Source organism: Denitrificimonas caeni, from assembly GCF_905120345.1.
Classification (GTDB): domain Bacteria; phylum Pseudomonadota; class Gammaproteobacteria; order Pseudomonadales; family Pseudomonadaceae; genus Denitrificimonas; species Denitrificimonas caeni_A.
In genome coordinates this window covers 496596-514939 of sequence record NZ_CAJHOA010000002.1, presented here as the reverse complement: position 1 = coordinate 514939, position 18344 = coordinate 496596, and the positions used below count along the sequence as shown (strand labels likewise).

The window sequence follows — 18344 nt, the reverse complement described above, 5'->3', positions numbered from 1 at the left end:
CAGGAGTATAATTAGACTCTTGTACCCCCAAAATTGGCGGGATTCTTCAATTCCGTCATTTTGTTTATGTCGGAAGACAACAGTGGAGCTTGTAGATGGCAACTATTAACCAGCTGGTGCGTAAGTCGCGCAAGCGCATGGTCGGAAAAAGCGACGTGCCTGCGTTACAAAACTGCCCGCAACGTCGTGGTGTATGTACTCGTGTATATACAACTACGCCTAAAAAACCGAACTCAGCCTTACGTAAAGTTTGTCGTGTTCGCTTAACTAATGGCTTTGAAGTCGCTTCGTACATCGGCGGTGAAGGTCACAACTTGCAAGAGCACAGTGTTGTTCTGATCCGTGGTGGTCGCGTAAAAGACTTACCAGGTGTTCGTTACCACACAGTGCGCGGCGCTTTAGACACCTCAGGTGTTAAAGACCGTAAACAAGGTCGCTCTAAGTACGGTGCTAAGCGTCCTAAGTAATTCTTTTTCTATTTTCTCGAGTCGATAAGAGTAAGGTCGGGCGCTATTAAGCAGATCCCGAGCTAACCTGAAGACCGTTTGAGGGCTTATCAATGCCAAGACGTCGCGTAGTCGCAAAACGTGAGATTCTAGACGATCCAATTTATGGTAGTCAGATTCTTGCAAAATTTATGAACCACGTTATGGAAAGCGGTAAAAAAGCCGTTGCCGAGCGTATCGTTTACGGTGCACTGGAAACAGTAAAAACCCGTAAAAACGTGGAACCACTGGAAACTTTCGAGAAAGCACTCGACGCCATCGCTCCGCTGGTCGAAGTTAAATCCCGTCGTGTAGGTGGTGCTACCTACCAGGTTCCTGTTGAAGTCCGTCCTTCACGCCGTAATGCTTTAGCAATGCGCTGGTTGGTTGACGCTGCGCGTAAGCGTGGTGAGAAATCAATGGCTTTACGTTTAGCTGGCGAACTGATGGACGCTGCTGATGGTAAAGGCTCAGCCGTTAAGAAGCGTGAAGACGTGCACCGCATGGCAGAAGCCAACAAGGCTTTCTCGCACTACCGTTTTTAATTTAGCGAGGAACTTACTGTGGCTCGTACTACCCCTATTAATCGCTACCGTAACATTGGTATCTGTGCGCACGTTGACGCGGGTAAAACCACGACAACTGAGCGTATCCTGTTCTATACAGGTGTGAACCATAAGATGGGTGAGACCCATGATGGCGCAAGTACCACTGACTGGATGGCACAGGAACAAGAGCGCGGAATTACTATTACTTCTGCTGCTGTTACCGCTTTCTGGGAAGGCTCTAAGAAGCAGTACGATAAGTACCGTGTAAACGTTATTGATACACCAGGTCACGTTGACTTCACTATTGAAGTAGAGCGTTCACTGCGTGTTCTCGATGGCGCGGTCGTTGTGTTCTGTGGTTCGTCCGGTGTTGAGCCTCAGTCTGAGACTGTATGGCGTCAAGCGAACAAGTACGGCGTTCCACGTATTGTTTACGTGAACAAGTTGGACCGTCAGGGTGCAGACTTTAAACGCGTTTTGGCTCAAATCAAACAGCGTTTAGGTCACACTCCAGTTGCATTGCAATTGCAGATTGGTATGGAAGAAAACTTCATTGGTCAAGTTGACTTAATTAGCATGAAAGCCCGTTATTGGGATGATGCTGATATGGGTTTGACCTATCGTGAAGAAGATATTCCGGCTGATATGCTTGCCGAGGCTGAAGAGTATCGTGCTTTGATGATCGAAGCCGCTGCGGAATCAAGCGAAGAGTTGATGGACAAATACCTCGAAGGTGTTGAATTAACCAACGAGGAAATCAAAGCAGGTCTGCGTGCGCGCACGATCGCTGGTGAAATCGTCCCGGCTGTTTGTGGTTCATCCTTTAAAAATAAGGGTGTGCCATTGGTTCTCGATGCTGTGATCGACTACTTGCCTGCGCCAACTGAGATTCCACCAATTAAAGGTGTGCATCCAGACAAAGAAGACCAAGTTGAAGATCGTCCAGCAGATGATTCAGCGCCTTTTGCTGCTTTATCGTTCAAGATCGCCACTGACCCATTCGTCGGTACTTTGACCTTTATTCGTGTTTACTCTGGCGTCCTGGCATCCGGCGACTCAGTGATTAACTCGGTAAAAGGCAAGCGCGAGCGCGTTGGTCGTATGGTGCAAATGCACGCAAACGATCGTCAAGAGATCAAAGAAGTTCGCGCGGGCGATATTGCTGCGCTGATCGGCATGAAAGATGTGACCACAGGGGATACCTTGTGCTCGATCGATAAGCCAATCATTCTTGAGCGTATGGATTTCCCTGAGCCTGTTATCTCGGTAGCAGTTGAGCCGAAAACCAAGGTTGACCAAGAAAGAATGGGTATTGCCTTGGGCCGTTTGGCACAAGAAGATCCATCGTTCCGCGTTAAAACTGACGAAGAAACAGGTCAGACGATCATCTCAGGTATGGGTGAGTTGCACCTTGATATCTTGGTTGACCGGATGCGTCGTGAGTTTAACGTTGAAGCGAACATCGGTAAGCCACAAGTGGCCTACCGCGAAACGATCCGTAACTCCTGTGAAATTGAAGGCAAATTTGTCCGTCAGTCAGGTGGTCGCGGTCAGTTCGGTCATTGTTGGATTCGCTTTGCTCCTGCCGATGAAGGCGTGGAAGGTTTAGTGTTTACCAATGAGGTTGTTGGTGGTGTTGTTCCTAAAGAATACATCCCAGCAATTATGAAAGGTATCGAAGAGCAGATGAAAAACGGTATTGTTGCCGGCTATCCGCTCATCGGTCTGAAAGCTGCAGTCTTTGATGGTTCTTACCATGATGTTGACTCTAACGAAATGGCGTTTAAGATCGCTGCTTCGATGGCAACTAAGCAGCTTGCTCAAAAAGGTGGCGCAGTGCTACTTGAGCCGGTCATGAAGGTTGAGGTGGTAACACCTGAAGACTACATGGGCGATGTGATGGGTGACCTGAACCGTCGTCGTGGCTTAATCCAAGGTATGGATGATAGTCCTTCCGGTAAAGTGATTCGCGCAGAGGTTCCATTGGGGGAGATGTTTGGTTACGCTACCGACGTTCGCTCAATGTCTCAAGGTCGTGCGAGTTACTCTATGGAGTTCTCTAAGTACTCAGAAGCGCCGGCGAATATTGCCGATGCAATTGTTAAAAAACAAGGTTAATCCAGCCCATTTCGTTAAGAGGTAATATATCGTGGCTAAGGAAAAATTTGAACGTAATAAACCGCACCTGAACGTTGGTACTATTGGTCACGTTGACCATGGTAAAACCACACTGACAGCTGCACTGACTCGTGTTTGCGCTGAAGTATTCGGCGGTACAGGTACTTCGAAAGGTTACGACCAGATCGATAACGCACCTGAAGAAAAAGCACGTGGTATTACCATTAACACGTCACACGTTGAGTATGACTCACCGATGCGTCACTATGCGCACGTTGACTGCCCAGGTCACGCTGACTACGTTAAAAATATGATCACTGGTGCTGCACAGATGGATGGCGCTATTCTGGTTTGTTCAGCTGCTGACGGCCCTATGCCACAGACGCGTGAGCACATCTTGCTGTCACGTCAGGTTGGTGTTCCGTACATCGTAGTGTTCCTGAACAAAGCAGACATGGTTGACGACGAAGAGTTGTTAGAGCTTGTTGAAATGGAAGTGCGTGACTTGCTCAGCATGTACGATTTCCCAGGTGACGATACTCCTATCATTACTGGTTCAGCGCTGATGGCGTTGGAAGGTCGTGATGAGAACGGTCTAGGAACAACTGCAGTTAAAACTCTGGTAGAGACATTAGACTCTTACATCCCAGAGCCAGTACGTGCAATTGACCTGCCATTCTTGTTGCCAATTGAAGACGTATTCTCTATCTCAGGTCGCGGTACTGTAGTAACAGGTCGTGTTGAGCGTGGAATCGTTAAAGTTGGTGAAGAAGTTGAAATCATCGGTCTGAAAGACACTGTAAAAACCACCTGTACCGGTGTTGAAATGTTCCGTAAGTTGCTCGACGAAGGTCGTGCAGGTGAGAACGTTGGTGTGCTGTTGCGTGGTACTAAGCGTGAAGATATCGAGCGTGGTCAAGTATTGGCCAAGCCTGGTTCAATCAAGCCGCACACGCGCTTTGAAGCAGAAATTTACGTGTTGTCAAAAGAAGAAGGCGGACGTCACACTCCATTCTTCAAAGGCTACCGTCCACAGTTCTACTTCCGTACCACTGACGTAACAGGCAGTTGCGAACTTCCAGAAGGTATCGAGATGGTAATGCCAGGCGATAACGTTAAACTTGACGTTACCCTGATTGCGCCAATCGCCATGGAAGACGGTCTACGTTTCGCAATTCGCGAAGGTGGTCGTACTGTTGGTGCCGGTGTTGTTGCAAAAATCATCGCTTAAGTGATGACCATAGAAGAACCCTCGCTTGCGGGGGTTTTTCTTTATAGTTGACATATTATCTAGACGCCATTAGAATTGCGCCTCCTTTTATCGGACGAGGCTCGTCTGATGGGGAAGGTAACTAAGAGTCTGAGGTCAGAATGCAAAATCAACAAATCCGTATCCGGTTGAAGGCTTTTGACCATCGCCTGATCGATCAATCAACCCAGGAAATCGTGGAAACCGCGAAACGTACTGGTGCTCAGGTGCGTGGTCCAATTCCACTGCCGACCCGTAAAGAGCGTTTTACCGTTCTGGTTTCACCGCACGTCAACAAAGACGCGCGCGATCAGTACGAAATTCGCACTCATAAGCGCGTGCTGGACATTGTTCAGCCAACTGATAAAACAGTTGATGCGTTAATGAAGCTTGATCTTGCGGCTGGCGTGGAAGTGCAGATCAGCCTCGGCTAAAACCAGGTGGTTTTAGTCGTGTAACGCTCTGAAATGGGCGGCCATAGCGGGTGAAAGCCCCGTACACTCATGAGGTTTTAGACATGACTATAGGTGTAGTCGGTCGTAAATGCGGGATGACCCGTATTTTCACCGAAGATGGTGTCTCGATTCCGGTGACTGTTATTGAAGTCGAACCGAATCGCGTCACTCAGTTCAAAAACGAAGAAAGCGATGGTTATCGCGCTGTGCAAGTGACTGTGGGCGAGCGTCGTGCTTCCCGCGTGACTAAAGCACAAGCAGGCCATTTTGCTAAGGCTGGCGTTGCTGCTGGTCGTACAGTTCTCGAGTTCCGTCTTGAAGAAGGCGAGTACAAGGCAGGAGACGAAGTTACAGTTGACTTGTTTACTGCTGGACAACTTGTCGACGTAACGGGCCAGACTAAAGGTAAAGGTTTTGCCGGTACCATTAAGCGCTGGAACTTCCGTGGTCAAGACAATACTCACGGTAACTCTGTATCTCACCGTGTTCCGGGTTCGATTGGTCAATGTCAAACTCCGGGTCGCGTCTTCAAAGGTAAAAAAATGTCTGGTCATATGGGCGCTGAGCGTCAGACTACACAGTCCTTAGAAGTCGTGCGTGTCGATGCTGAGCGCAATTTGCTGTTGGTTAAAGGCGCTATTCCAGGCGCACCCGGCGGTAATGTCATTGTGCGTGCAGCGGCGAAGGCTCGCGGTTAAGAGGGGAATGCCGAAATGCAAATTAATGTAAATGGCGCCGCGGCAATTGATGTCTGTGAGCGCACCTTTGGCGGCGAGTTCAATGAAACTCTAGTTCACCAAGCTGTAGTCGCTTACATGGCTGGTGGTCGTCAAGGCAGCAAGAAACAAAAGACTCGTTCAGAAGTTTCTGGTGGTGGTAAAAAACCTTGGCGTCAAAAAGGTACTGGTCGTGCCCGTGCTGGTACGATTCGTAGTCCAATTTGGCGTGGGGGCGGGGCAACATTTGCTGCACGTCCACAGGATCACTCACAGAAATTGAACAAAAAAATGTATCGTGCTGCGATGCGTTCAATTTTGTCTGAGCTGGTTCGCCAAGATCGTTTGGTAGTCGTTGAAGATTTTTCTGTTGATGCCCCTAAGACAAAAGCCCTGCTGGGTAAATTAGATACTTTGGGTCTGCAGGATGTATTGATCGTTTCAGAGAATGTTGAGCAGAATTTGTATCTTGCTGCTCGCAACCTGCCGCACGTTGATGTGCGTGATGTTCAAGCGTCTGATCCAGTAAGTCTGATTGCTTATGACAAAGTCTTAATGACTGTGTCTGCAGTTAAGAAATTTGAGGAGATGCTGGGATGAACCAGGAACGCGTATTTAAAGTGCTACTTGGCCCGCACGTCTCTGAAAAGGCTACTATGCTGGCAGATGGTAAGAGCCAGTTTGTTTTTAAGGTTGCAATTGATGCAACTAAGCTTGAAGTCAAAAAGGCTGTTGAAAGCTTATTCGACGTGAAAGTGGCGAATGTGAATACTCTTAAAGCTAAGGGTAAAACAAAGCGTACTGCGCGTGGTTTAGGTCGTCGCAACGACTGGAAGAAAGCGTATATCGCTCTTCAGCCGGGCCAGGATATCGATTTCACCAGCAGTGCTGAGTAAGATAGGGGTGCATCATGGCAATTGTTAAATGCAAACCGACTTCGCCTGGCCGTCGTTTCGTCGTCCGCGTAGTCACAAAGGAGCTTCATAAAGGCGCTCCTTACGCACCACTGCTCGAGAAAAAATCGAAGACTGGTGGTCGTAACAATAATGGTCGTATTACCACGCGTCACATCGGTGGTGGTCATAAGCAGCATTACCGTTTGGTGGATTTCCGTCGTAACAAAGATGGCATTCCAGCAACTGTAGAGCGTATTGAGTATGATCCAAACCGTACTGCGCATATTGCATTATTAAAGTATGCAGACGGTGAGCGTCGTTATATTCTTGCACCTAAAGGTGTAAGTGCTGGTGAGCAGCTGATGTCGGGTGCGCATGCGCCGATTAAAGCAGGTAACAGCTTACCTTTGCGTAATATTCCTGTGGGTTCTACAATCCACGGTGTTGAGCTTAAGCCAGGTAAAGGTGCACAAATTGCACGTTCAGCTGGTACTTCAGCGCAACTCGTTGCTCGCGAAGGCGTGTACGTGACTTTGCGTCTCCGTTCAGGTGAAATGCGTAAAGTACTCTCTGAGTGCCGCGCAACATTGGGCGAAGTGTCGAATCATGAGCATTTCCTACGCTCACTGGGTAAAGCAGGTGCTTCACGTTGGGCAGGCATTCGTCCTACCGTTCGTGGTGCTTGTATGAACCCGGTTGACCACCCGCATGGTGGTGGTGAGGGTCGTACTTCTAGTGGTCGTCACCCGGTTACACCGTGGGGCAAGCCAACTAAAGGTGCGAAAACTCGTTCGAACAAGCGCACCGATAACATGATCGTTCATCGCCGCAAATAATTAGAGGGATACGCAAGTGTCACGTTCTCTTAAAAAAGGTCCTTTTATCGATCTTCACCTTCTAAAGAAGATCGAAGTTGCGGTGGAGAAGAATGATCGTAAACCAGTGAAAACTTGGTCGCGTCGTTCAATGATTCTTCCGCAGATGGTTGGTTTAACCATCGCAGTACATAACGGTCGTCAGCATGTCCCAGTTCTAGTGAGCGAAGATATGGTCGGCCATAAACTCGGCGAATTTTCTGCTACTCGTACCTATCGTGGTCACGTGGCAGACAAAAAAGCCAGGCGTTAAGGGGTATTAATGATGGAAGTTGCCGCTAAGCTGTTGGGCGCTCGCATTTCTGCCCAGAAAGCTCGCTTGGTCGCTGACCAAATTCGCGGGAAGAAAGTGGGTGAAGCGCTTAATCTTTTGACTTTCAGTAGCAAAAAAGCTGCTGAAATCATCAAGAAAGTGTTGGAGTCTGCGATTGCTAACGCTGAACATAACGAAGGTGCTGATGTAGATGATCTTAAAGTCTCTACAGTTTTCGTTAACGAAGGTCGTTCGCTAAAGCGTATCATGCCTCGTGCCAAAGGCCGAGCTGATCGCATCGTCAAGCGGTCTTGTCATATCACTGTCAAGGTTGCCGACAAGTAACGGAGTTATCAGATGGGTCAGAAAGTACATCCCATTGGCATACGCCTGGGAATAGTCAAGGAACACACGTCTGTTTGGTATGCAGACCGCAAAAATTATGCGGATTATCTGAATGCCGACTTAGAAGTACGTGCGTATCTTTTAGACAAATTAAAAAACGCGTCCGTTAGCCGTATCGAGATTGCTCGTCCGGCTCAAACAGCACGTATCACTATCCACACTGCTCGTCCCGGTATTGTTATCGGTAAGAAAGGTGAGGATGTTGAGAAATTACGTCAGGACCTGACCAAAAAAATGGGTGTGCCTGTGCACATCAATATCGAAGAGATCCGTAAACCGGAACTCGACGGTTTGTTAGTAGCACAGAGCGTTGCTCAGCAGTTGGAGCGTCGTGTGATGTTCCGTCGCGCTATGAAGCGTGCGGTACAGAATGCCATGCGTCTTGGTGCCAAGGGCATCAAAATCCAAGTTGGCGGTCGTCTTGGCGGTGCTGAAATCGCACGTTCCGAATGGTATCGTGAAGGTCGTGTGCCATTGCACACACTGCGCGCTGATATCGATTATGCCACCTACGAAGCTCACACTACTTATGGTGTGATCGGTGTTAAGGTTTGGATCTTCAAAGGCGAGGTCATCGGTGGCCAGCATGAAGAACTAAAACCAACCGCACCAGCGCCTCGTAGAAAAGCTGCACGTTAAGGAGTACGCAGAATGTTACAACCAAAGCGTACGAAGTTCCGCAAAATGATGACTGGCCACAACCGTGGTCTGGCTCAGCGCGGTAGCAAAGTGAGCTTCGGGGAATACGGCTTAAAAGCTGTTGCCCGTGGCCGCCTCACAGCACGTCAGATTGAGTCAGCACGTCGTGCATTGACCCGTCACGTTAAACGTGGTGGTAAAATCTGGATTCGTGTATTCCCAGACAAGCCAATTACCAAAAAACCACTCGAAGTTCGTATGGGTAAAGGTAAAGGTTCTGTTGAGTACTGGGTTTGCCTGATTCAACCAGGTAAAGTTCTGTACGAAATTGAGGGTGTTTCGGAAGAATTAGCGCGCGAGGCATTTGCCTTGGCCGCTGCTAAACTGCCGATTGCTACATCCTTTGTTAAGCGGACGGTGATGTGATGAAAGCTACCGAACTTCGTGAAAAATCAGTAGAGCAGCTGAACGAGCAATTGCTTGATCTGCTTCGTGACCAGTTTAACTTGCGCATGCAAAAAGCAACTGGCCAATTGACGCAGTCTCACCTGCTGTCGCAAGTGAAGCGTGATATTGCGCGCGTAAAGACTGTGCTCAAGCAGCAGAAGGCAGGTAATTAATCATGGCTGAAGCTCAGAATAACGTCCGTACGCTAACAGGTATTGTTGTTAGCGATAAAATGGACAAGACAATCACCGTATTAATCGAGCGCCGTGTTAAGCACCCGATCTACGGTAAATATGTTAAGCGTTCGACTAAACTGCATGCGCATGACGAAACTAATCAATGCCGTACTGGCGACAAGGTCACTATCAGTGAAACTCGTCCAGTAGCTAAGACTAAGTCTTGGGCGTTGGTTGAAGTCGTTGAGCGCGTGGAAGTGGTCTAAGGGCCTAGGGTCGGAGAAATTATATGATTCAGACTCAATCTATGCTCGATGTCGCTGATAACAGCGGCGCTCGTCGAGTAATGTGCATCAAGGTCCTTGGCGGTTCACACCGTCGCTATGCCGGTATCGGTGACATTATTAAAGTCACTGTTAAGGAAGCAATTCCACGCGGCAAAGTTAAAAAAGGCCAAGTAATGACCGCTGTTGTTGTACGTACTCGTTTTGGTGTACGTCGCGCAGATGGTTCAGTAATTCGCTTCGACGGTAACGCTGCTGTTCTTTTGAACAACAAGCAAGAGCCGATCGGAACTCGTATCTTCGGGCCAGTGACGCGCGAACTTCGTAACGATAAGTTTATGAAGATCGTCTCACTCGCACCTGAAGTACTTTAAGGAGTAGCCGTCATGCAAAAGATTCGTCGTAACGACGAGATCATCGTCATCGCCGGCAAGGATAAAGGTAAGCGCGGTAAAGTTCAGAAAGTTCTGGACGATAACCGTGTGGTTGTGAGCGGCATCAATATGATGAAGCGTCATACCAAGCCTAATCCGATGTCCGGAGTTCAGGGCGGTATCGTCGAAACAGAAGCGCCGCTAAATGCTTCTAACGTGGCTATTTTTAACGCCGAAACCAACAAAGCAGATCGCGTTGGTTTCAAAGTTGAAGATGGCAAGAAAATTCGTGTCTTCAAGTCAACCCAAAAACCGGTTGAAGCTTGAGGCTGCTAGGTAGATCACCATGGCACGACTGAAAAGTATATATAGGGACGAACTGGTTCCACAACTCAAGGAAACTCTTGAGTTAGCGAACGTAATGGAAGTCCCACGTGTAACGAAAATTACACTGAACATGGGTTTAGGCGAAGCTGTAACCGATAAGAAAATTATCGAGCACGCGGTAGCTGACCTTGAAAAAATCACTGGCCAAAAGCCTGTGGTAACCTATGCACGCAAATCTATCGCGGGTTTTAAAATCCGTGAAGATTGGCCGATTGGGGTCAAAGTTACTTTACGTAACGATATTATGTATGAATTCTTGGATCGTTTGCTTTCGATCTCCCTGCCACGGGTGCGTGACTTCCGTGGGCTGAATGCTAAGTCTTTTGACGGACGCGGCAACTACAGCATGGGCGTTAAAGAGCAAATTATTTTCCCAGAAATTGATTACGATAAAATCGATGTGTTGCGCGGACTGGACATTACTTTGACCACCAGCGCTCGTAACGATGATGAAGGCCGTGCTTTATTGCGTGCTTTCAAATTCCCGTTCCGTAACTGAGGGTTAGCACATGGCTAAGAAGAGCATGATCAACCGTGAGCTGAAACGTACGCTAACGGTAGCAAAGTACGCTGTAAAGCGTGCCGCGCTTAAAGCTATCATTGCCAATCCAGAGTCTAGCGACGAAGCTCGCTGGGAAGCTCAGGTTGCATTGCAAAAGCAACCACGTGACGCCTGTCCTGCACGTCAGCGTAACCGCTGCCGTATTACAGGTCGTCCACATGGTGTGTATCGCAAGTTCGGTTTAGGCCGTAACAAGTTGCGTGAAGCTGCAATGCGTGGCGATGTACCAGGCTTGGTTAAGTCCAGCTGGTAACAGATTTAGCTTATAACTGGCTTATAAGCTAAAAAATACTTATCAAGCCCCTTATGGGGCTTGATTCGTTTGTGCTTTATCAATTAGAATGTCTGGCTCGCAGAGTCTTTATTTCTAATTGTTTTGCGATAGTGGCCAATTGGCCTTTTAATTTATGTATCAGGAGATACAAGCCCATGAGTATGCAGGACCCGTTGTCAGATATGCTGACTCGAATCCGTAATGCCCAGATGGCTGAAAAGTCTGTTGTAATTATGCCTTCTTCAACTTTGAAGCAAGCCGTTGCCAATGTTCTTAAGAACGAAGGTTATATTACAGATTTTCAGATCAGCAGTGATGTTAAGCCGCTGTTGACCATCGATTTAAAATACTTCGAAGGCCGTCCGGTTATCGAAGAGATCAAACGTGTTAGTCGTCCTGGTCTGCGCCAGTACAAAGCGGCTAATGATCTGCCAAAGGTTCGTGCAGGTTTAGGCGTAGCGATTGTTTCCACCAATAAAGGTGTGATGACTGATCGTGCTGCGCGCGCTGCCGGAATCGGTGGTGAAGTTCTTTGTAGCGTATTCTAAGGGAGATAAGCATGTCTCGCATTGCTAAGAATCCCGTCACGCTACCAGCCGGTGTTGAGTTAAAACTCGCTGGCCAAGAGCTTTCGGTGAAGGGTGCAAAAGGTGCCCTAGAGTTAACTGTACATTCTTCAGTTGAAGTAACCCAAGAAGCTGGCGAAATTCGTTTTGCTGCACGTAATGGTGACCAACAGTCACGTGCTATGGCCGGTACAACCCGTGCTTTAGTAAACAATATGGTGACTGGTGTTAGCCAGGGCTTCGAGCGTAAATTGCAACTTGTTGGTGTGGGCTATCGTGCTCAAGCCAAAGGACCAATTTTGTCTCTAGCTCTAGGTTTCTCGCATCCTATTGATTATGAATTGCCTGAAGGTGTGACGGCTGAAACGCCAAGCGCTACCGATATCATTATTCGTGGTATCGATAAGCAAGTTTTGGGTCAGGTTGCTGCTGAGATTCGTCAGTACCGTCGTCCAGAACCATACAAAGGTAAGGGTGTGCGTTACGCTGATGAAGTCGTACGCCGCAAAGAAGCTAAGAAGAAGTAGGGCTAGCATATGAACGACAAGAAAGTTTCAAGACTGCGTCGCTCTCGCAAAGCACGTCTGAAAATGAACGAGTTACAAATGACTCGTCTTTGCGTGTTTCGCTCTTCGCAGCATATTTATGCCCAGGTCATTTCGGCCGACGGCAGCCAAGTATTAGTTTCGGCTTCTACTTTGGATACGCAACTGCGCGATGGAGCCACAGGCAATATCGAAGCAGCCAAAAAAGTAGGCCAGCTGGTCGCCGAGCGTGCGAAAGCCGCTGGTGTTGCCAAAGTGGCTTTTGACCGTTCTGGCTTCAAGTACCATGGTCGTGTGAAAGCACTGGCTGATGCTGCTCGTGAAGGCGGGCTGGAGTTTTAAGTTATGGCAAATCACGATCAAAGACGCGATAACCGCGACGACAGCCGCGATGAGGGCTACATCGAGAAATTGGTGCAGGTCAACCGTGTAGCTAAAACCGTTAAGGGTGGTCGTATCTTCACTTTTACAGCGCTGAGCGTTGTAGGTGATGGTAAAGGCCGCGTAGGTTTCGGCCGCGGTAAATCACGCGAAGTTCCAGCAGCAATTCAAAAAGCTATGGAAGCAGCACGACGCAATATGATTCAGGTTGATTTAAATGGTGTTACTTTACAGTACCCAATTAAAGCTGTGCATGGTGCTTCACGCATCTTCATGCAGCCTGCATCAGAAGGTACTGGTGTAATTGCCGGTGGTGCAATGCGTGCGGTTTTAGAGGTTGCAGGTGTTCAGGACGTATTAGCTAAGTGCTATGGTTCTACTAACCCAGTCAACGTTGTTTATGCAACGTTTAAAGGTTTGAAAACCATGCAATCACCTGATTCAGTTGCTGCTAAACGTGGCAAAAGTGTCGAGGAGATTCTCTAACCATGTCTCAAGCAACCGTTAAAGTGACTCTTATTAAGAGCACGATCGGCCGTTTGGCTAATCACAAGGCTTGCGTTCGTGGCTTAGGCCTACGTCGCATTGGTCACACCGTTGAAGTTCTGGATACTCCAGAAAATCGCGGCATGATCAATACAGCTTATTATTTGCTTCGAGTGGAGGGCTGATCCATGCATTTGAACGATTTGCGTTCTGCGCCAGGCGCTCGTCGCAATAAAGTCCGTCTCGGCCGTGGTATCGGTAGTGGTATGGGCAAGACGGCTGGTCGCGGACATAAAGGTCTGAGCTCACGTTCTGGTGGTAAAGTTGCACCAGGTTTTGAGGGTGGTCAACAGCCTCTTTACATTCGTCTGCCAAAATTTGGTTTCACTTCATTAAAAGCTATGAACCGCGCAGAGATTCGTACTTCTGAGTTGGCTAAAGTTGATGGTGATGTGGTATCAGTACAGACTCTTAAAGATGCCAATCTGATTGGTTTGCATGTAAAGCGCGTTAAAGTCATGTTGTCTGGTGACGTTACTCGCGCAGTTACTTTGCAGGGTATTGGGGTCACCAAAGGTGCCCGCAGTGCAATCGAAGCAGCTGGCGGAAAAATCGAGGAATAAATGGCTAAGCAAGGTTCTCTCTCTGCAATGGGTGGTGGTGGTTTGTCTGAATTGTGGGCACGCTTACGTTTCCTCTTCATGGCGATTATTGTCTACCGTATTGGTGCACACATTCCTGTTCCAGGAATTAACCCCGATCGACTCGCAGACCTGTTTCGACAGAATGAGGGAACCATTCTCAGCCTGTTCAACATGTTTTCAGGTGGTGCGCTTGAGCGTATGAGTATCTTCGCATTGGGAATCATGCCGTATATTTCGGCATCGATTATCATGCAGTTGATGACCGCTGTGAGCCCTCACTTGGAGCAGTTGAAGAAGGAAGGTGAGTCTGGTCGTCGTAAGATTAGCCAGTACACCCGATACGGCACCTTGTTATTGGCATTTGTACAAGCGATCGGCATGTCCGTTGGTTTAGCCAGTCAAGGTGTTGCTTTTGCAAGTGACTTCAACTTTTACTTTGTAGCTGTAACAACTTTTGTTGCTGGTGCAATGTTTATGATGTGGTTAGGTGAGCAAATTACTGAGCGCGGTGTAGGCAATGGCATTTCTATGCTGATTTTTGCTGGTATCGTTGCTGGTTTGCCTGCAGCAATTGGTCAGTCTTTCGAGTCTGCCCGTCAAGGTGATATTAATATCTTTGCCTTGATTGCGATTGGTATGCTTGCTGTTGCAATTATTGGTTTTGTGGTCTTTATCGAACGTGGTCAGCGTCGTATTGCCGTGCATTATGCTAAGCGTCAACAAGGTCGCAAAGTATTTGCTGCGCAAACGAGCCATCTACCTTTGAAAGTGAATATGGCCGGTGTAATCCCAGCTATCTTCGCCAGTAGTATCTTGTTGTTCCCGGCGTCTCTTGGTCAGTGGTTCGGCCAATCAGAGAGCATGTCGTGGCTTGCTGATGTATCGCAAGCGCTGGCACCAGGACAACCTTTAAATATTTTGTTGTTTAGTGCAGGGATTATTTTCTTCTGCTTCTTCTATACAGCATTGATGTTTAATCCAAAAGATGTTGCTGAAAACCTGAAAAAATCCGGTGCGTTTATTCCGGGTATCCGTCCGGGAGAGCAGTCTGCGCGCTACATTGATGGTGTGCTTACCCGCTTAACCGCGTTTGGTGCCTTGTACATGACGGCTGTCTGTTTGCTACCGCAATTTCTTGTTGTAGCTGCAAATGTGCCGTTTTATCTCGGCGGGACATCGCTGTTGATCGTTGTTGTGGTTGTAATGGACTTCATGGCTCAAGTACAATCACACCTCGTTTCTAACCAGTACGAATCCCTGATGAAGAAATCCAACCTGAAAGGCTATGGCGGCAGTGGTTTAATGCGCTAAAAGGCCTTTAGGCTATAGGAGATAGTGATGAAAGTTCGTGCATCGGTGAAAAAGCTTTGCCGCAATTGCAAGATCGTACGTCGTGAAGGTGTTGTTCGCGTGATCTGTAAAGCGGAACCACGTCACAAGCAGCGCCAAGGCTGATTGTGTAGTGTCATGAACCGGACAGCTAGTGCGCTGTTCGGTTGTATATATAGTTATTACAGCATTGGTTCTTGCTTTCTTTCTTGGCTTCCTGAGAGTGAGTCGCTGTCAATTGGAGTTACACTGAATGGCCCGTATTGCAGGCGTTAACATTCCGGATAACAAGCATACTGTTATCTCGCTGACCTATATCTTTGGTATTGGTCGCACAACTGCGCAGAAGATTTGCGCTGCTACTGGAGTTAATCCAGCAGCAAAAATTAAAGATCTCTCTGAAGAGCAGATCGAGCAGTTGCGTGGCGAAGTTGCCGTCCTTCATACCGAAGGTGACTTACGTCGCGAAATCAACATGAACATCAAGCGTCTGATGGACTTGGGTTGCTACCGTGGCTTACGCCACCGTCGTAGTCTACCAGCCCGTGGTCAGCGCACCAAAACCAACGCGCGTACCCGTAAAGGCCCACGCAAGCCGATCCGTAAGTAATCGCATTGGTTCTAGATAGGAATTTGATTAATGGCTAAAGCAGCTGCTCGTCCTCGTAAAAAAGTTAAAAAGACAGTGGTTGATGGCATTGCCCACATCCACGCTTCTTTTAACAATACAATTATCACAATTACAGACCGTCAGGGTAATGCTCTGTCATGGGCTACTTCAGGTGGTTCAGGTTTCCGCGGTTCGCGTAAAAGTACGCCATTTGCTGCGCAAGTTGCAGCAGAGCGTGCTGGTCAGGCGGCTCTGGAATACGGCTTGAAAAATTTAGATGTTAACGTCAAGGGCCCTGGTCCTGGTCGTGAATCAGCAGTCCGCGCTTTGAATGGTTGCGGTTATAAAATCGCAAGCATCACCGACGTGACGCCCATCCCCCATAACGGATGCCGCCCGCCGAAAAAGCGCCGCGTGTAAATTAGGAGACAGTGAAAAATGGCTCGTTACATTGGTCCCAAATGCAAACTGTCCCGTCGTGAAGGCACAGACCTCTTCTTGAAGAGTGGTTCACGCGCGATTGAATCTAAATGCAACATCGAATCAGCACCTGGTCAACATGGTCAGCGTCGCGGTCGTTTATCTGAGTACGGTACTCAGTTACGTGAAAAGCAAAAAGTTCGCCGTATGTACGGTGTGCTTGAGCGCCAGTTCGCCAGCTACTATAAAGAAGCAGCGCGCCGTAAAGGTGCAACGGGTGAAAACCTTCTGCAACTTTTAGAGTCACGTCTGGATAACGTTGTATACCGTATGGGTTTTGGTTCTACACGTGCCGAGTCTCGTCAGCTGGTATCGCATAAGTCGATCAGCATCAATGGCAAGACTGTAAACGTTCCTTCATACCAGGTTCAACCCGGTGATGTTGTAGCTGTACGTGAAAAGTGCAAAAACCAATTACGTATTTCCCAGGCTCTCGAATTGTGTGTCCAACGTGGCCGCGTCGAGTGGGTTGATGTAGATGCAGAGAAAAAGTCAGGCGTGTTCAAAAGCACTCCTGAGCGCAGTGATCTGTCAGCCGACATCAACGAAAGCCTGATTGTCGAGCTCTACTCCAAGTAAGGGCTAGAAAATAGGTGTATCCATGCAGATTTCGGTAAATGAGTTCCTGACCCCTCGTCAAATTAATGTTGACATGGTCAGTCCGACCCGCGCCAAAATTACGCTTGAGCCTCTCGAGCGTGGTTTTGGACATACTTTGGGCAATGCGCTACGGCGTATATTGTTATCTTCAATGCCTGGCTGTGCAGTTGTCGAAGTCGAAATCGACGGCGTACTGCATGAGTACAGTGCTATTGAAGGGGTTCAAGAGGATGTTATTGAGATCCTTCTTAACCTGAAAGGCCTTGCAGTAATTATGCACGGTCGTGACGAAGCCACGTTAACTCTAAGCAAAAAAGGGCCGGGCGTGGTGACTGCTGCCGATATTAAGCTGGATCATGATGTGGAAATCGTCAATGGCGACCACGTTATTGCCAATCTGGCTGACAAGGGCGCATTGAATATGAAGCTACGTATTGCACGTGGCCGTGGTTATGAGTCAGCTGATTCTCGCTTTAGCGAAGAAGATGAAACTCGTAGTATCGGTCGTTTGCAAATCGACGCCTTATTCAGCCCTGTTCGCCGTGTAGCGTATGTGGTGGAAAACGCCCGTGTTGAGCAGCGTACTAACTTGGACAAGCTCATCATCGATCTTGAAACCAATGGCACGCTTGATCCTGAAGAAGCGATTCGTCGCAGTGCAACAATTCTGCAACATCAGTTAGCAGCATTTGTTGATCTTCAAGGTGAAGCGCAGCCGGTTGAAGAAAAACCGGAAGATGAGATTGATCCAATCTTATTACGTCCTGTTGATGATTTAGAGTTGACTGTGCGTTCGGCAAACTGCCTCAAAGCAGAAAGCATCTACTACATTGGTGATCTGATTCAGCGCACTGAAGTAGAGTTGTTAAAAACTCCGAACTTGGGTAAAAAATCTTTGACTGAAATCAAGGACGTTTTAGCCTCGCGTGGTCTGTCCCTCGGTATGCGCCTTGATAACTGGCCGCCGGCAAGTTTGAAGAAAGACGATAAGGCTACGGCCTGATCGCCATTATCACCGAACCGAAGAGTTTGGTAAGGAATTAAATCATGCGTCATCGTAAAAGTGGCCGTCACCTAAGCCGTACCAGCGCCCACCGCAAGGCTATGTTTCAAAACATGGCAGTGTCGCTGTTCGAGCATGAACTGATCAAAACTACTTTGCCTAAAGCTAAAGAACTGCGCCGCGTAGCTGAGCCGTTAATTACTTTAGCCAAAGAAGATAGCGTTGCTAACCGTCGTCTAGCATTTGCCCGTACTCGCTCTAAATCAGCGGTTGGTAAATTGTTTAACGATTTAGGTAAGCGTTATGCAACTCGTCAAGGCGGATACTTACGCATTTTAAAATGCGGCTTCCGTGCTGGCGATAACGCGCCTATGGCTTATGTTGAACTGGTTGACCGTCCGGTTACTGGTGAAGTAGAAGCTGCAGAGTAAGCAATATTGCAGTTCAAAAAAACCGAGCCTTGTGCTCGGTTTTTTTATGCCTATCTTTTCTGTATAGAAATTAACTATCGCCCGCTTTTGTGGAATCCATTAGGCTCATCTCGTCTTTTTCGTTAC

Annotated in this window: 32 protein-coding genes; all 32 read left to right on the top strand. The window is 48.0% G+C overall.

The annotated features are described in order from the left end of the window. The first annotated feature begins 95 nt into the window (after positions 1-95). The 32 genes from rpsL to rplQ all read left to right on the top strand — a co-directional run bounded on the left by rpsL (position 96) and on the right by rplQ (position 18218). The gene (gene rpsL / locus JYJ62_RS06070) at positions 96-467 is read left to right on the top strand and encodes a 30S ribosomal protein S12 (protein WP_205341289.1); all 372 of its coding nucleotides are present in this window, start codon (positions 96-98) and stop codon (positions 465-467) included. A gap of 92 nt (positions 468-559) precedes the next feature. After that, complete coding sequence (gene rpsG / locus JYJ62_RS06065; protein ID WP_205341288.1) at positions 560-1030, top strand: 30S ribosomal protein S7; 471 nt, start codon at positions 560-562, stop codon at positions 1028-1030. Positions 1031-1048: 18 nt separating this feature from the next. Beyond that, a complete protein-coding gene (fusA, locus tag JYJ62_RS06060; protein ID WP_205341287.1) occupies positions 1049-3151 on the top strand; it encodes an elongation factor G in 2103 nt (700 codons plus the stop codon). A 31-nt stretch (positions 3152-3182) separates the two neighbouring features. Then, positions 3183-4382 carry an elongation factor Tu gene (tuf, locus tag JYJ62_RS06055; RefSeq protein WP_205341286.1) on the top strand — a complete coding sequence of 400 codons (1200 nt, stop codon included), beginning with the start codon at positions 3183-3185 and terminating at the stop codon, positions 4380-4382. A 140-nt stretch (positions 4383-4522) separates the two neighbouring features. After that, positions 4523-4834, top strand: a complete 312-nt coding sequence (gene rpsJ / locus JYJ62_RS06050) for a 30S ribosomal protein S10 (RefSeq protein WP_003186070.1) — start codon at positions 4523-4525, stop codon at positions 4832-4834. Positions 4835-4917: 83 nt separating this feature from the next. After that, a complete protein-coding gene (gene rplC / locus JYJ62_RS06045) occupies positions 4918-5553 on the top strand; it encodes a 50S ribosomal protein L3 (RefSeq protein WP_205341285.1) in 636 nt (211 codons plus the stop codon). 15 nt (positions 5554-5568) lie between these two features. Then, positions 5569-6171: a 50S ribosomal protein L4 gene (gene rplD / locus JYJ62_RS06040; protein ID WP_205341284.1), complete on the top strand. Its 603-nt coding sequence runs from the start codon at positions 5569-5571 to the stop codon at positions 6169-6171. Beyond that, the gene (rplW, locus tag JYJ62_RS06035; protein WP_022965456.1) at positions 6168-6467 is read left to right on the top strand and encodes a 50S ribosomal protein L23; all 300 of its coding nucleotides are present in this window, start codon (positions 6168-6170) and stop codon (positions 6465-6467) included. The genes rplD and rplW overlap by 4 nt, the downstream gene beginning before the upstream one ends. A gap of 14 nt (positions 6468-6481) precedes the next feature. Beyond that, positions 6482-7303, top strand: a complete 822-nt coding sequence (gene rplB / locus JYJ62_RS06030) for a 50S ribosomal protein L2 (RefSeq protein ID WP_205341283.1) — start codon at positions 6482-6484, stop codon at positions 7301-7303. 16 nt (positions 7304-7319) lie between these two features. After that, entirely contained in the window at positions 7320-7595 is a 276-nt protein-coding gene (gene rpsS / locus JYJ62_RS06025) for a 30S ribosomal protein S19 (RefSeq protein WP_151185465.1), read from the top strand. 12 nt (positions 7596-7607) lie between these two features. Beyond that, complete coding sequence (rplV, locus tag JYJ62_RS06020; protein ID WP_205341335.1) at positions 7608-7940, top strand: 50S ribosomal protein L22; 333 nt, start codon at positions 7608-7610, stop codon at positions 7938-7940. A 12-nt stretch (positions 7941-7952) separates the two neighbouring features. Next, on the top strand, positions 7953-8639 hold the full coding sequence (rpsC, locus tag JYJ62_RS06015) for a 30S ribosomal protein S3 (RefSeq protein ID WP_205341282.1): 687 nt from the start codon (positions 7953-7955) through the stop codon (positions 8637-8639). Positions 8640-8651: 12 nt separating this feature from the next. Next, positions 8652-9065 (top strand): 50S ribosomal protein L16, encoded by a 414-nt coding sequence (gene rplP, locus JYJ62_RS06010; RefSeq protein WP_022965451.1) that lies wholly within the window; start codon positions 8652-8654, stop codon positions 9063-9065. Continuing rightward, positions 9065-9259, top strand: a complete 195-nt coding sequence (gene rpmC, locus JYJ62_RS06005) for a 50S ribosomal protein L29 (protein WP_022965450.1) — start codon at positions 9065-9067, stop codon at positions 9257-9259. Before rplP ends, rpmC begins: the two co-directional genes overlap by 1 nt. A gap of 2 nt (positions 9260-9261) precedes the next feature. Continuing rightward, complete coding sequence (rpsQ, locus tag JYJ62_RS06000) at positions 9262-9528, top strand: 30S ribosomal protein S17 (RefSeq protein ID WP_205341281.1); 267 nt, start codon at positions 9262-9264, stop codon at positions 9526-9528. A gap of 23 nt (positions 9529-9551) precedes the next feature. Continuing rightward, positions 9552-9920 (top strand): 50S ribosomal protein L14, encoded by a 369-nt coding sequence (rplN, locus tag JYJ62_RS05995; protein ID WP_205341280.1) that lies wholly within the window; start codon positions 9552-9554, stop codon positions 9918-9920. A gap of 12 nt (positions 9921-9932) precedes the next feature. Further along, positions 9933-10247 carry a 50S ribosomal protein L24 gene (gene rplX / locus JYJ62_RS05990; protein WP_205341279.1) on the top strand — a complete coding sequence of 105 codons (315 nt, stop codon included), beginning with the start codon at positions 9933-9935 and terminating at the stop codon, positions 10245-10247. Positions 10248-10266: 19 nt separating this feature from the next. Further along, positions 10267-10806 (top strand): 50S ribosomal protein L5, encoded by a 540-nt coding sequence (rplE, locus tag JYJ62_RS05985; RefSeq protein ID WP_205341278.1) that lies wholly within the window; start codon positions 10267-10269, stop codon positions 10804-10806. Between the two features lie 10 nt (positions 10807-10816). Further along, on the top strand, positions 10817-11122 hold the full coding sequence (gene rpsN / locus JYJ62_RS05980) for a 30S ribosomal protein S14 (RefSeq protein WP_022965445.1): 306 nt from the start codon (positions 10817-10819) through the stop codon (positions 11120-11122). A 176-nt stretch (positions 11123-11298) separates the two neighbouring features. Continuing rightward, complete coding sequence (rpsH, locus tag JYJ62_RS05975; protein WP_205341277.1) at positions 11299-11691, top strand: 30S ribosomal protein S8; 393 nt, start codon at positions 11299-11301, stop codon at positions 11689-11691. Positions 11692-11702: 11 nt separating this feature from the next. Next, positions 11703-12236, top strand: a complete 534-nt coding sequence (gene rplF, locus JYJ62_RS05970; RefSeq protein WP_205341276.1) for a 50S ribosomal protein L6 — start codon at positions 11703-11705, stop codon at positions 12234-12236. Between the two features lie 9 nt (positions 12237-12245). After that, positions 12246-12596 (top strand): 50S ribosomal protein L18, encoded by a 351-nt coding sequence (rplR, locus tag JYJ62_RS05965; protein ID WP_205341275.1) that lies wholly within the window; start codon positions 12246-12248, stop codon positions 12594-12596. A gap of 3 nt (positions 12597-12599) precedes the next feature. Then, positions 12600-13121 (top strand): 30S ribosomal protein S5, encoded by a 522-nt coding sequence (gene rpsE, locus JYJ62_RS05960; RefSeq protein ID WP_205341274.1) that lies wholly within the window; start codon positions 12600-12602, stop codon positions 13119-13121. Positions 13122-13123: 2 nt separating this feature from the next. After that, positions 13124-13306 carry a 50S ribosomal protein L30 gene (gene rpmD / locus JYJ62_RS05955; RefSeq protein WP_022965440.1) on the top strand — a complete coding sequence of 61 codons (183 nt, stop codon included), beginning with the start codon at positions 13124-13126 and terminating at the stop codon, positions 13304-13306. Between the two features lie 3 nt (positions 13307-13309). Then, positions 13310-13744: a 50S ribosomal protein L15 gene (gene rplO / locus JYJ62_RS05950; RefSeq protein WP_205341273.1), complete on the top strand. Its 435-nt coding sequence runs from the start codon at positions 13310-13312 to the stop codon at positions 13742-13744. Next, positions 13745-15076 carry a preprotein translocase subunit SecY gene (gene secY, locus JYJ62_RS05945; protein WP_205341272.1) on the top strand — a complete coding sequence of 444 codons (1332 nt, stop codon included), beginning with the start codon at positions 13745-13747 and terminating at the stop codon, positions 15074-15076. It abuts the gene before it with no gap. Between the two features lie 27 nt (positions 15077-15103). Further along, positions 15104-15220, top strand: a complete 117-nt coding sequence (rpmJ, locus tag JYJ62_RS05940; protein ID WP_028244127.1) for a 50S ribosomal protein L36 — start codon at positions 15104-15106, stop codon at positions 15218-15220. Between the two features lie 127 nt (positions 15221-15347). Next, a complete protein-coding gene (rpsM, locus tag JYJ62_RS05935) occupies positions 15348-15704 on the top strand; it encodes a 30S ribosomal protein S13 (RefSeq protein ID WP_205341271.1) in 357 nt (118 codons plus the stop codon). 30 nt (positions 15705-15734) lie between these two features. Further along, complete coding sequence (gene rpsK, locus JYJ62_RS05930) at positions 15735-16124, top strand: 30S ribosomal protein S11 (RefSeq protein ID WP_205341270.1); 390 nt, start codon at positions 15735-15737, stop codon at positions 16122-16124. Positions 16125-16142: 18 nt separating this feature from the next. Further along, positions 16143-16763: a 30S ribosomal protein S4 gene (gene rpsD, locus JYJ62_RS05925; protein WP_205341269.1), complete on the top strand. Its 621-nt coding sequence runs from the start codon at positions 16143-16145 to the stop codon at positions 16761-16763. A 22-nt stretch (positions 16764-16785) separates the two neighbouring features. Then, on the top strand, positions 16786-17787 hold the full coding sequence (locus JYJ62_RS05920; RefSeq protein WP_205341268.1) for a DNA-directed RNA polymerase subunit alpha: 1002 nt from the start codon (positions 16786-16788) through the stop codon (positions 17785-17787). A 44-nt stretch (positions 17788-17831) separates the two neighbouring features. Next, entirely contained in the window at positions 17832-18218 is a 387-nt protein-coding gene (gene rplQ / locus JYJ62_RS05915; protein ID WP_205341267.1) for a 50S ribosomal protein L17, read from the top strand. The last annotated feature ends 126 nt before the right edge of the window (positions 18219-18344 follow it).

Excerpts from the sequence above, each read along its gene's own strand:
- rpsL (WP_205341289.1), top strand. The coding sequence starts at position 96 with ATGGCAACTATTAACCAGCTGGTGCGTAAGTCGCGCAAGCGCATGGTC.
- rpsG (WP_205341288.1), top strand. The coding sequence starts at position 560 with ATGCCAAGACGTCGCGTAGTCGCAAAACGTGAGATTCTAGACGATCCA.
- rpsJ (WP_003186070.1), top strand. The coding sequence starts at position 4,523 with ATGCAAAATCAACAAATCCGTATCCGGTTGAAGGCTTTTGACCATCGC.
- rplC (WP_205341285.1), top strand. The coding sequence starts at position 4,918 with ATGACTATAGGTGTAGTCGGTCGTAAATGCGGGATGACCCGTATTTTC.
- rplD (WP_205341284.1), top strand. The coding sequence starts at position 5,569 with ATGCAAATTAATGTAAATGGCGCCGCGGCAATTGATGTCTGTGAGCGC.
- rplW (WP_022965456.1), top strand. The coding sequence starts at position 6,168 with ATGAACCAGGAACGCGTATTTAAAGTGCTACTTGGCCCGCACGTCTCT.
- rplB (WP_205341283.1), top strand. The coding sequence starts at position 6,482 with ATGGCAATTGTTAAATGCAAACCGACTTCGCCTGGCCGTCGTTTCGTC.
- rplV (WP_205341335.1), top strand. The coding sequence starts at position 7,608 with ATGGAAGTTGCCGCTAAGCTGTTGGGCGCTCGCATTTCTGCCCAGAAA.
- rpsC (WP_205341282.1), top strand. The coding sequence starts at position 7,953 with ATGGGTCAGAAAGTACATCCCATTGGCATACGCCTGGGAATAGTCAAG.
- rplP (WP_022965451.1), top strand. The coding sequence starts at position 8,652 with ATGTTACAACCAAAGCGTACGAAGTTCCGCAAAATGATGACTGGCCAC.
- rpmC (WP_022965450.1), top strand. The coding sequence starts at position 9,065 with ATGAAAGCTACCGAACTTCGTGAAAAATCAGTAGAGCAGCTGAACGAG.
- rpsQ (WP_205341281.1), top strand. The coding sequence starts at position 9,262 with ATGGCTGAAGCTCAGAATAACGTCCGTACGCTAACAGGTATTGTTGTT.
- rplN (WP_205341280.1), top strand. The coding sequence starts at position 9,552 with ATGATTCAGACTCAATCTATGCTCGATGTCGCTGATAACAGCGGCGCT.
- rplX (WP_205341279.1), top strand. The coding sequence starts at position 9,933 with ATGCAAAAGATTCGTCGTAACGACGAGATCATCGTCATCGCCGGCAAG.
- rplE (WP_205341278.1), top strand. The coding sequence starts at position 10,267 with ATGGCACGACTGAAAAGTATATATAGGGACGAACTGGTTCCACAACTC.
- rpsN (WP_022965445.1), top strand. The coding sequence starts at position 10,817 with ATGGCTAAGAAGAGCATGATCAACCGTGAGCTGAAACGTACGCTAACG.
- rpsH (WP_205341277.1), top strand. The coding sequence starts at position 11,299 with ATGAGTATGCAGGACCCGTTGTCAGATATGCTGACTCGAATCCGTAAT.
- rplF (WP_205341276.1), top strand. The coding sequence starts at position 11,703 with ATGTCTCGCATTGCTAAGAATCCCGTCACGCTACCAGCCGGTGTTGAG.
- rplR (WP_205341275.1), top strand. The coding sequence starts at position 12,246 with ATGAACGACAAGAAAGTTTCAAGACTGCGTCGCTCTCGCAAAGCACGT.
- rpsE (WP_205341274.1), top strand. The coding sequence starts at position 12,600 with ATGGCAAATCACGATCAAAGACGCGATAACCGCGACGACAGCCGCGAT.
- rpmD (WP_022965440.1), top strand. The coding sequence starts at position 13,124 with ATGTCTCAAGCAACCGTTAAAGTGACTCTTATTAAGAGCACGATCGGC.
- rplO (WP_205341273.1), top strand. The coding sequence starts at position 13,310 with ATGCATTTGAACGATTTGCGTTCTGCGCCAGGCGCTCGTCGCAATAAA.
- secY (WP_205341272.1), top strand. The coding sequence starts at position 13,745 with ATGGCTAAGCAAGGTTCTCTCTCTGCAATGGGTGGTGGTGGTTTGTCT.
- rpmJ (WP_028244127.1), top strand. The coding sequence starts at position 15,104 with ATGAAAGTTCGTGCATCGGTGAAAAAGCTTTGCCGCAATTGCAAGATC.
- rpsM (WP_205341271.1), top strand. The coding sequence starts at position 15,348 with ATGGCCCGTATTGCAGGCGTTAACATTCCGGATAACAAGCATACTGTT.
- rpsK (WP_205341270.1), top strand. The coding sequence starts at position 15,735 with ATGGCTAAAGCAGCTGCTCGTCCTCGTAAAAAAGTTAAAAAGACAGTG.
- rpsD (WP_205341269.1), top strand. The coding sequence starts at position 16,143 with ATGGCTCGTTACATTGGTCCCAAATGCAAACTGTCCCGTCGTGAAGGC.
- JYJ62_RS05920 (WP_205341268.1), top strand. The coding sequence starts at position 16,786 with ATGCAGATTTCGGTAAATGAGTTCCTGACCCCTCGTCAAATTAATGTT.
- rplQ (WP_205341267.1), top strand. The coding sequence starts at position 17,832 with ATGCGTCATCGTAAAAGTGGCCGTCACCTAAGCCGTACCAGCGCCCAC.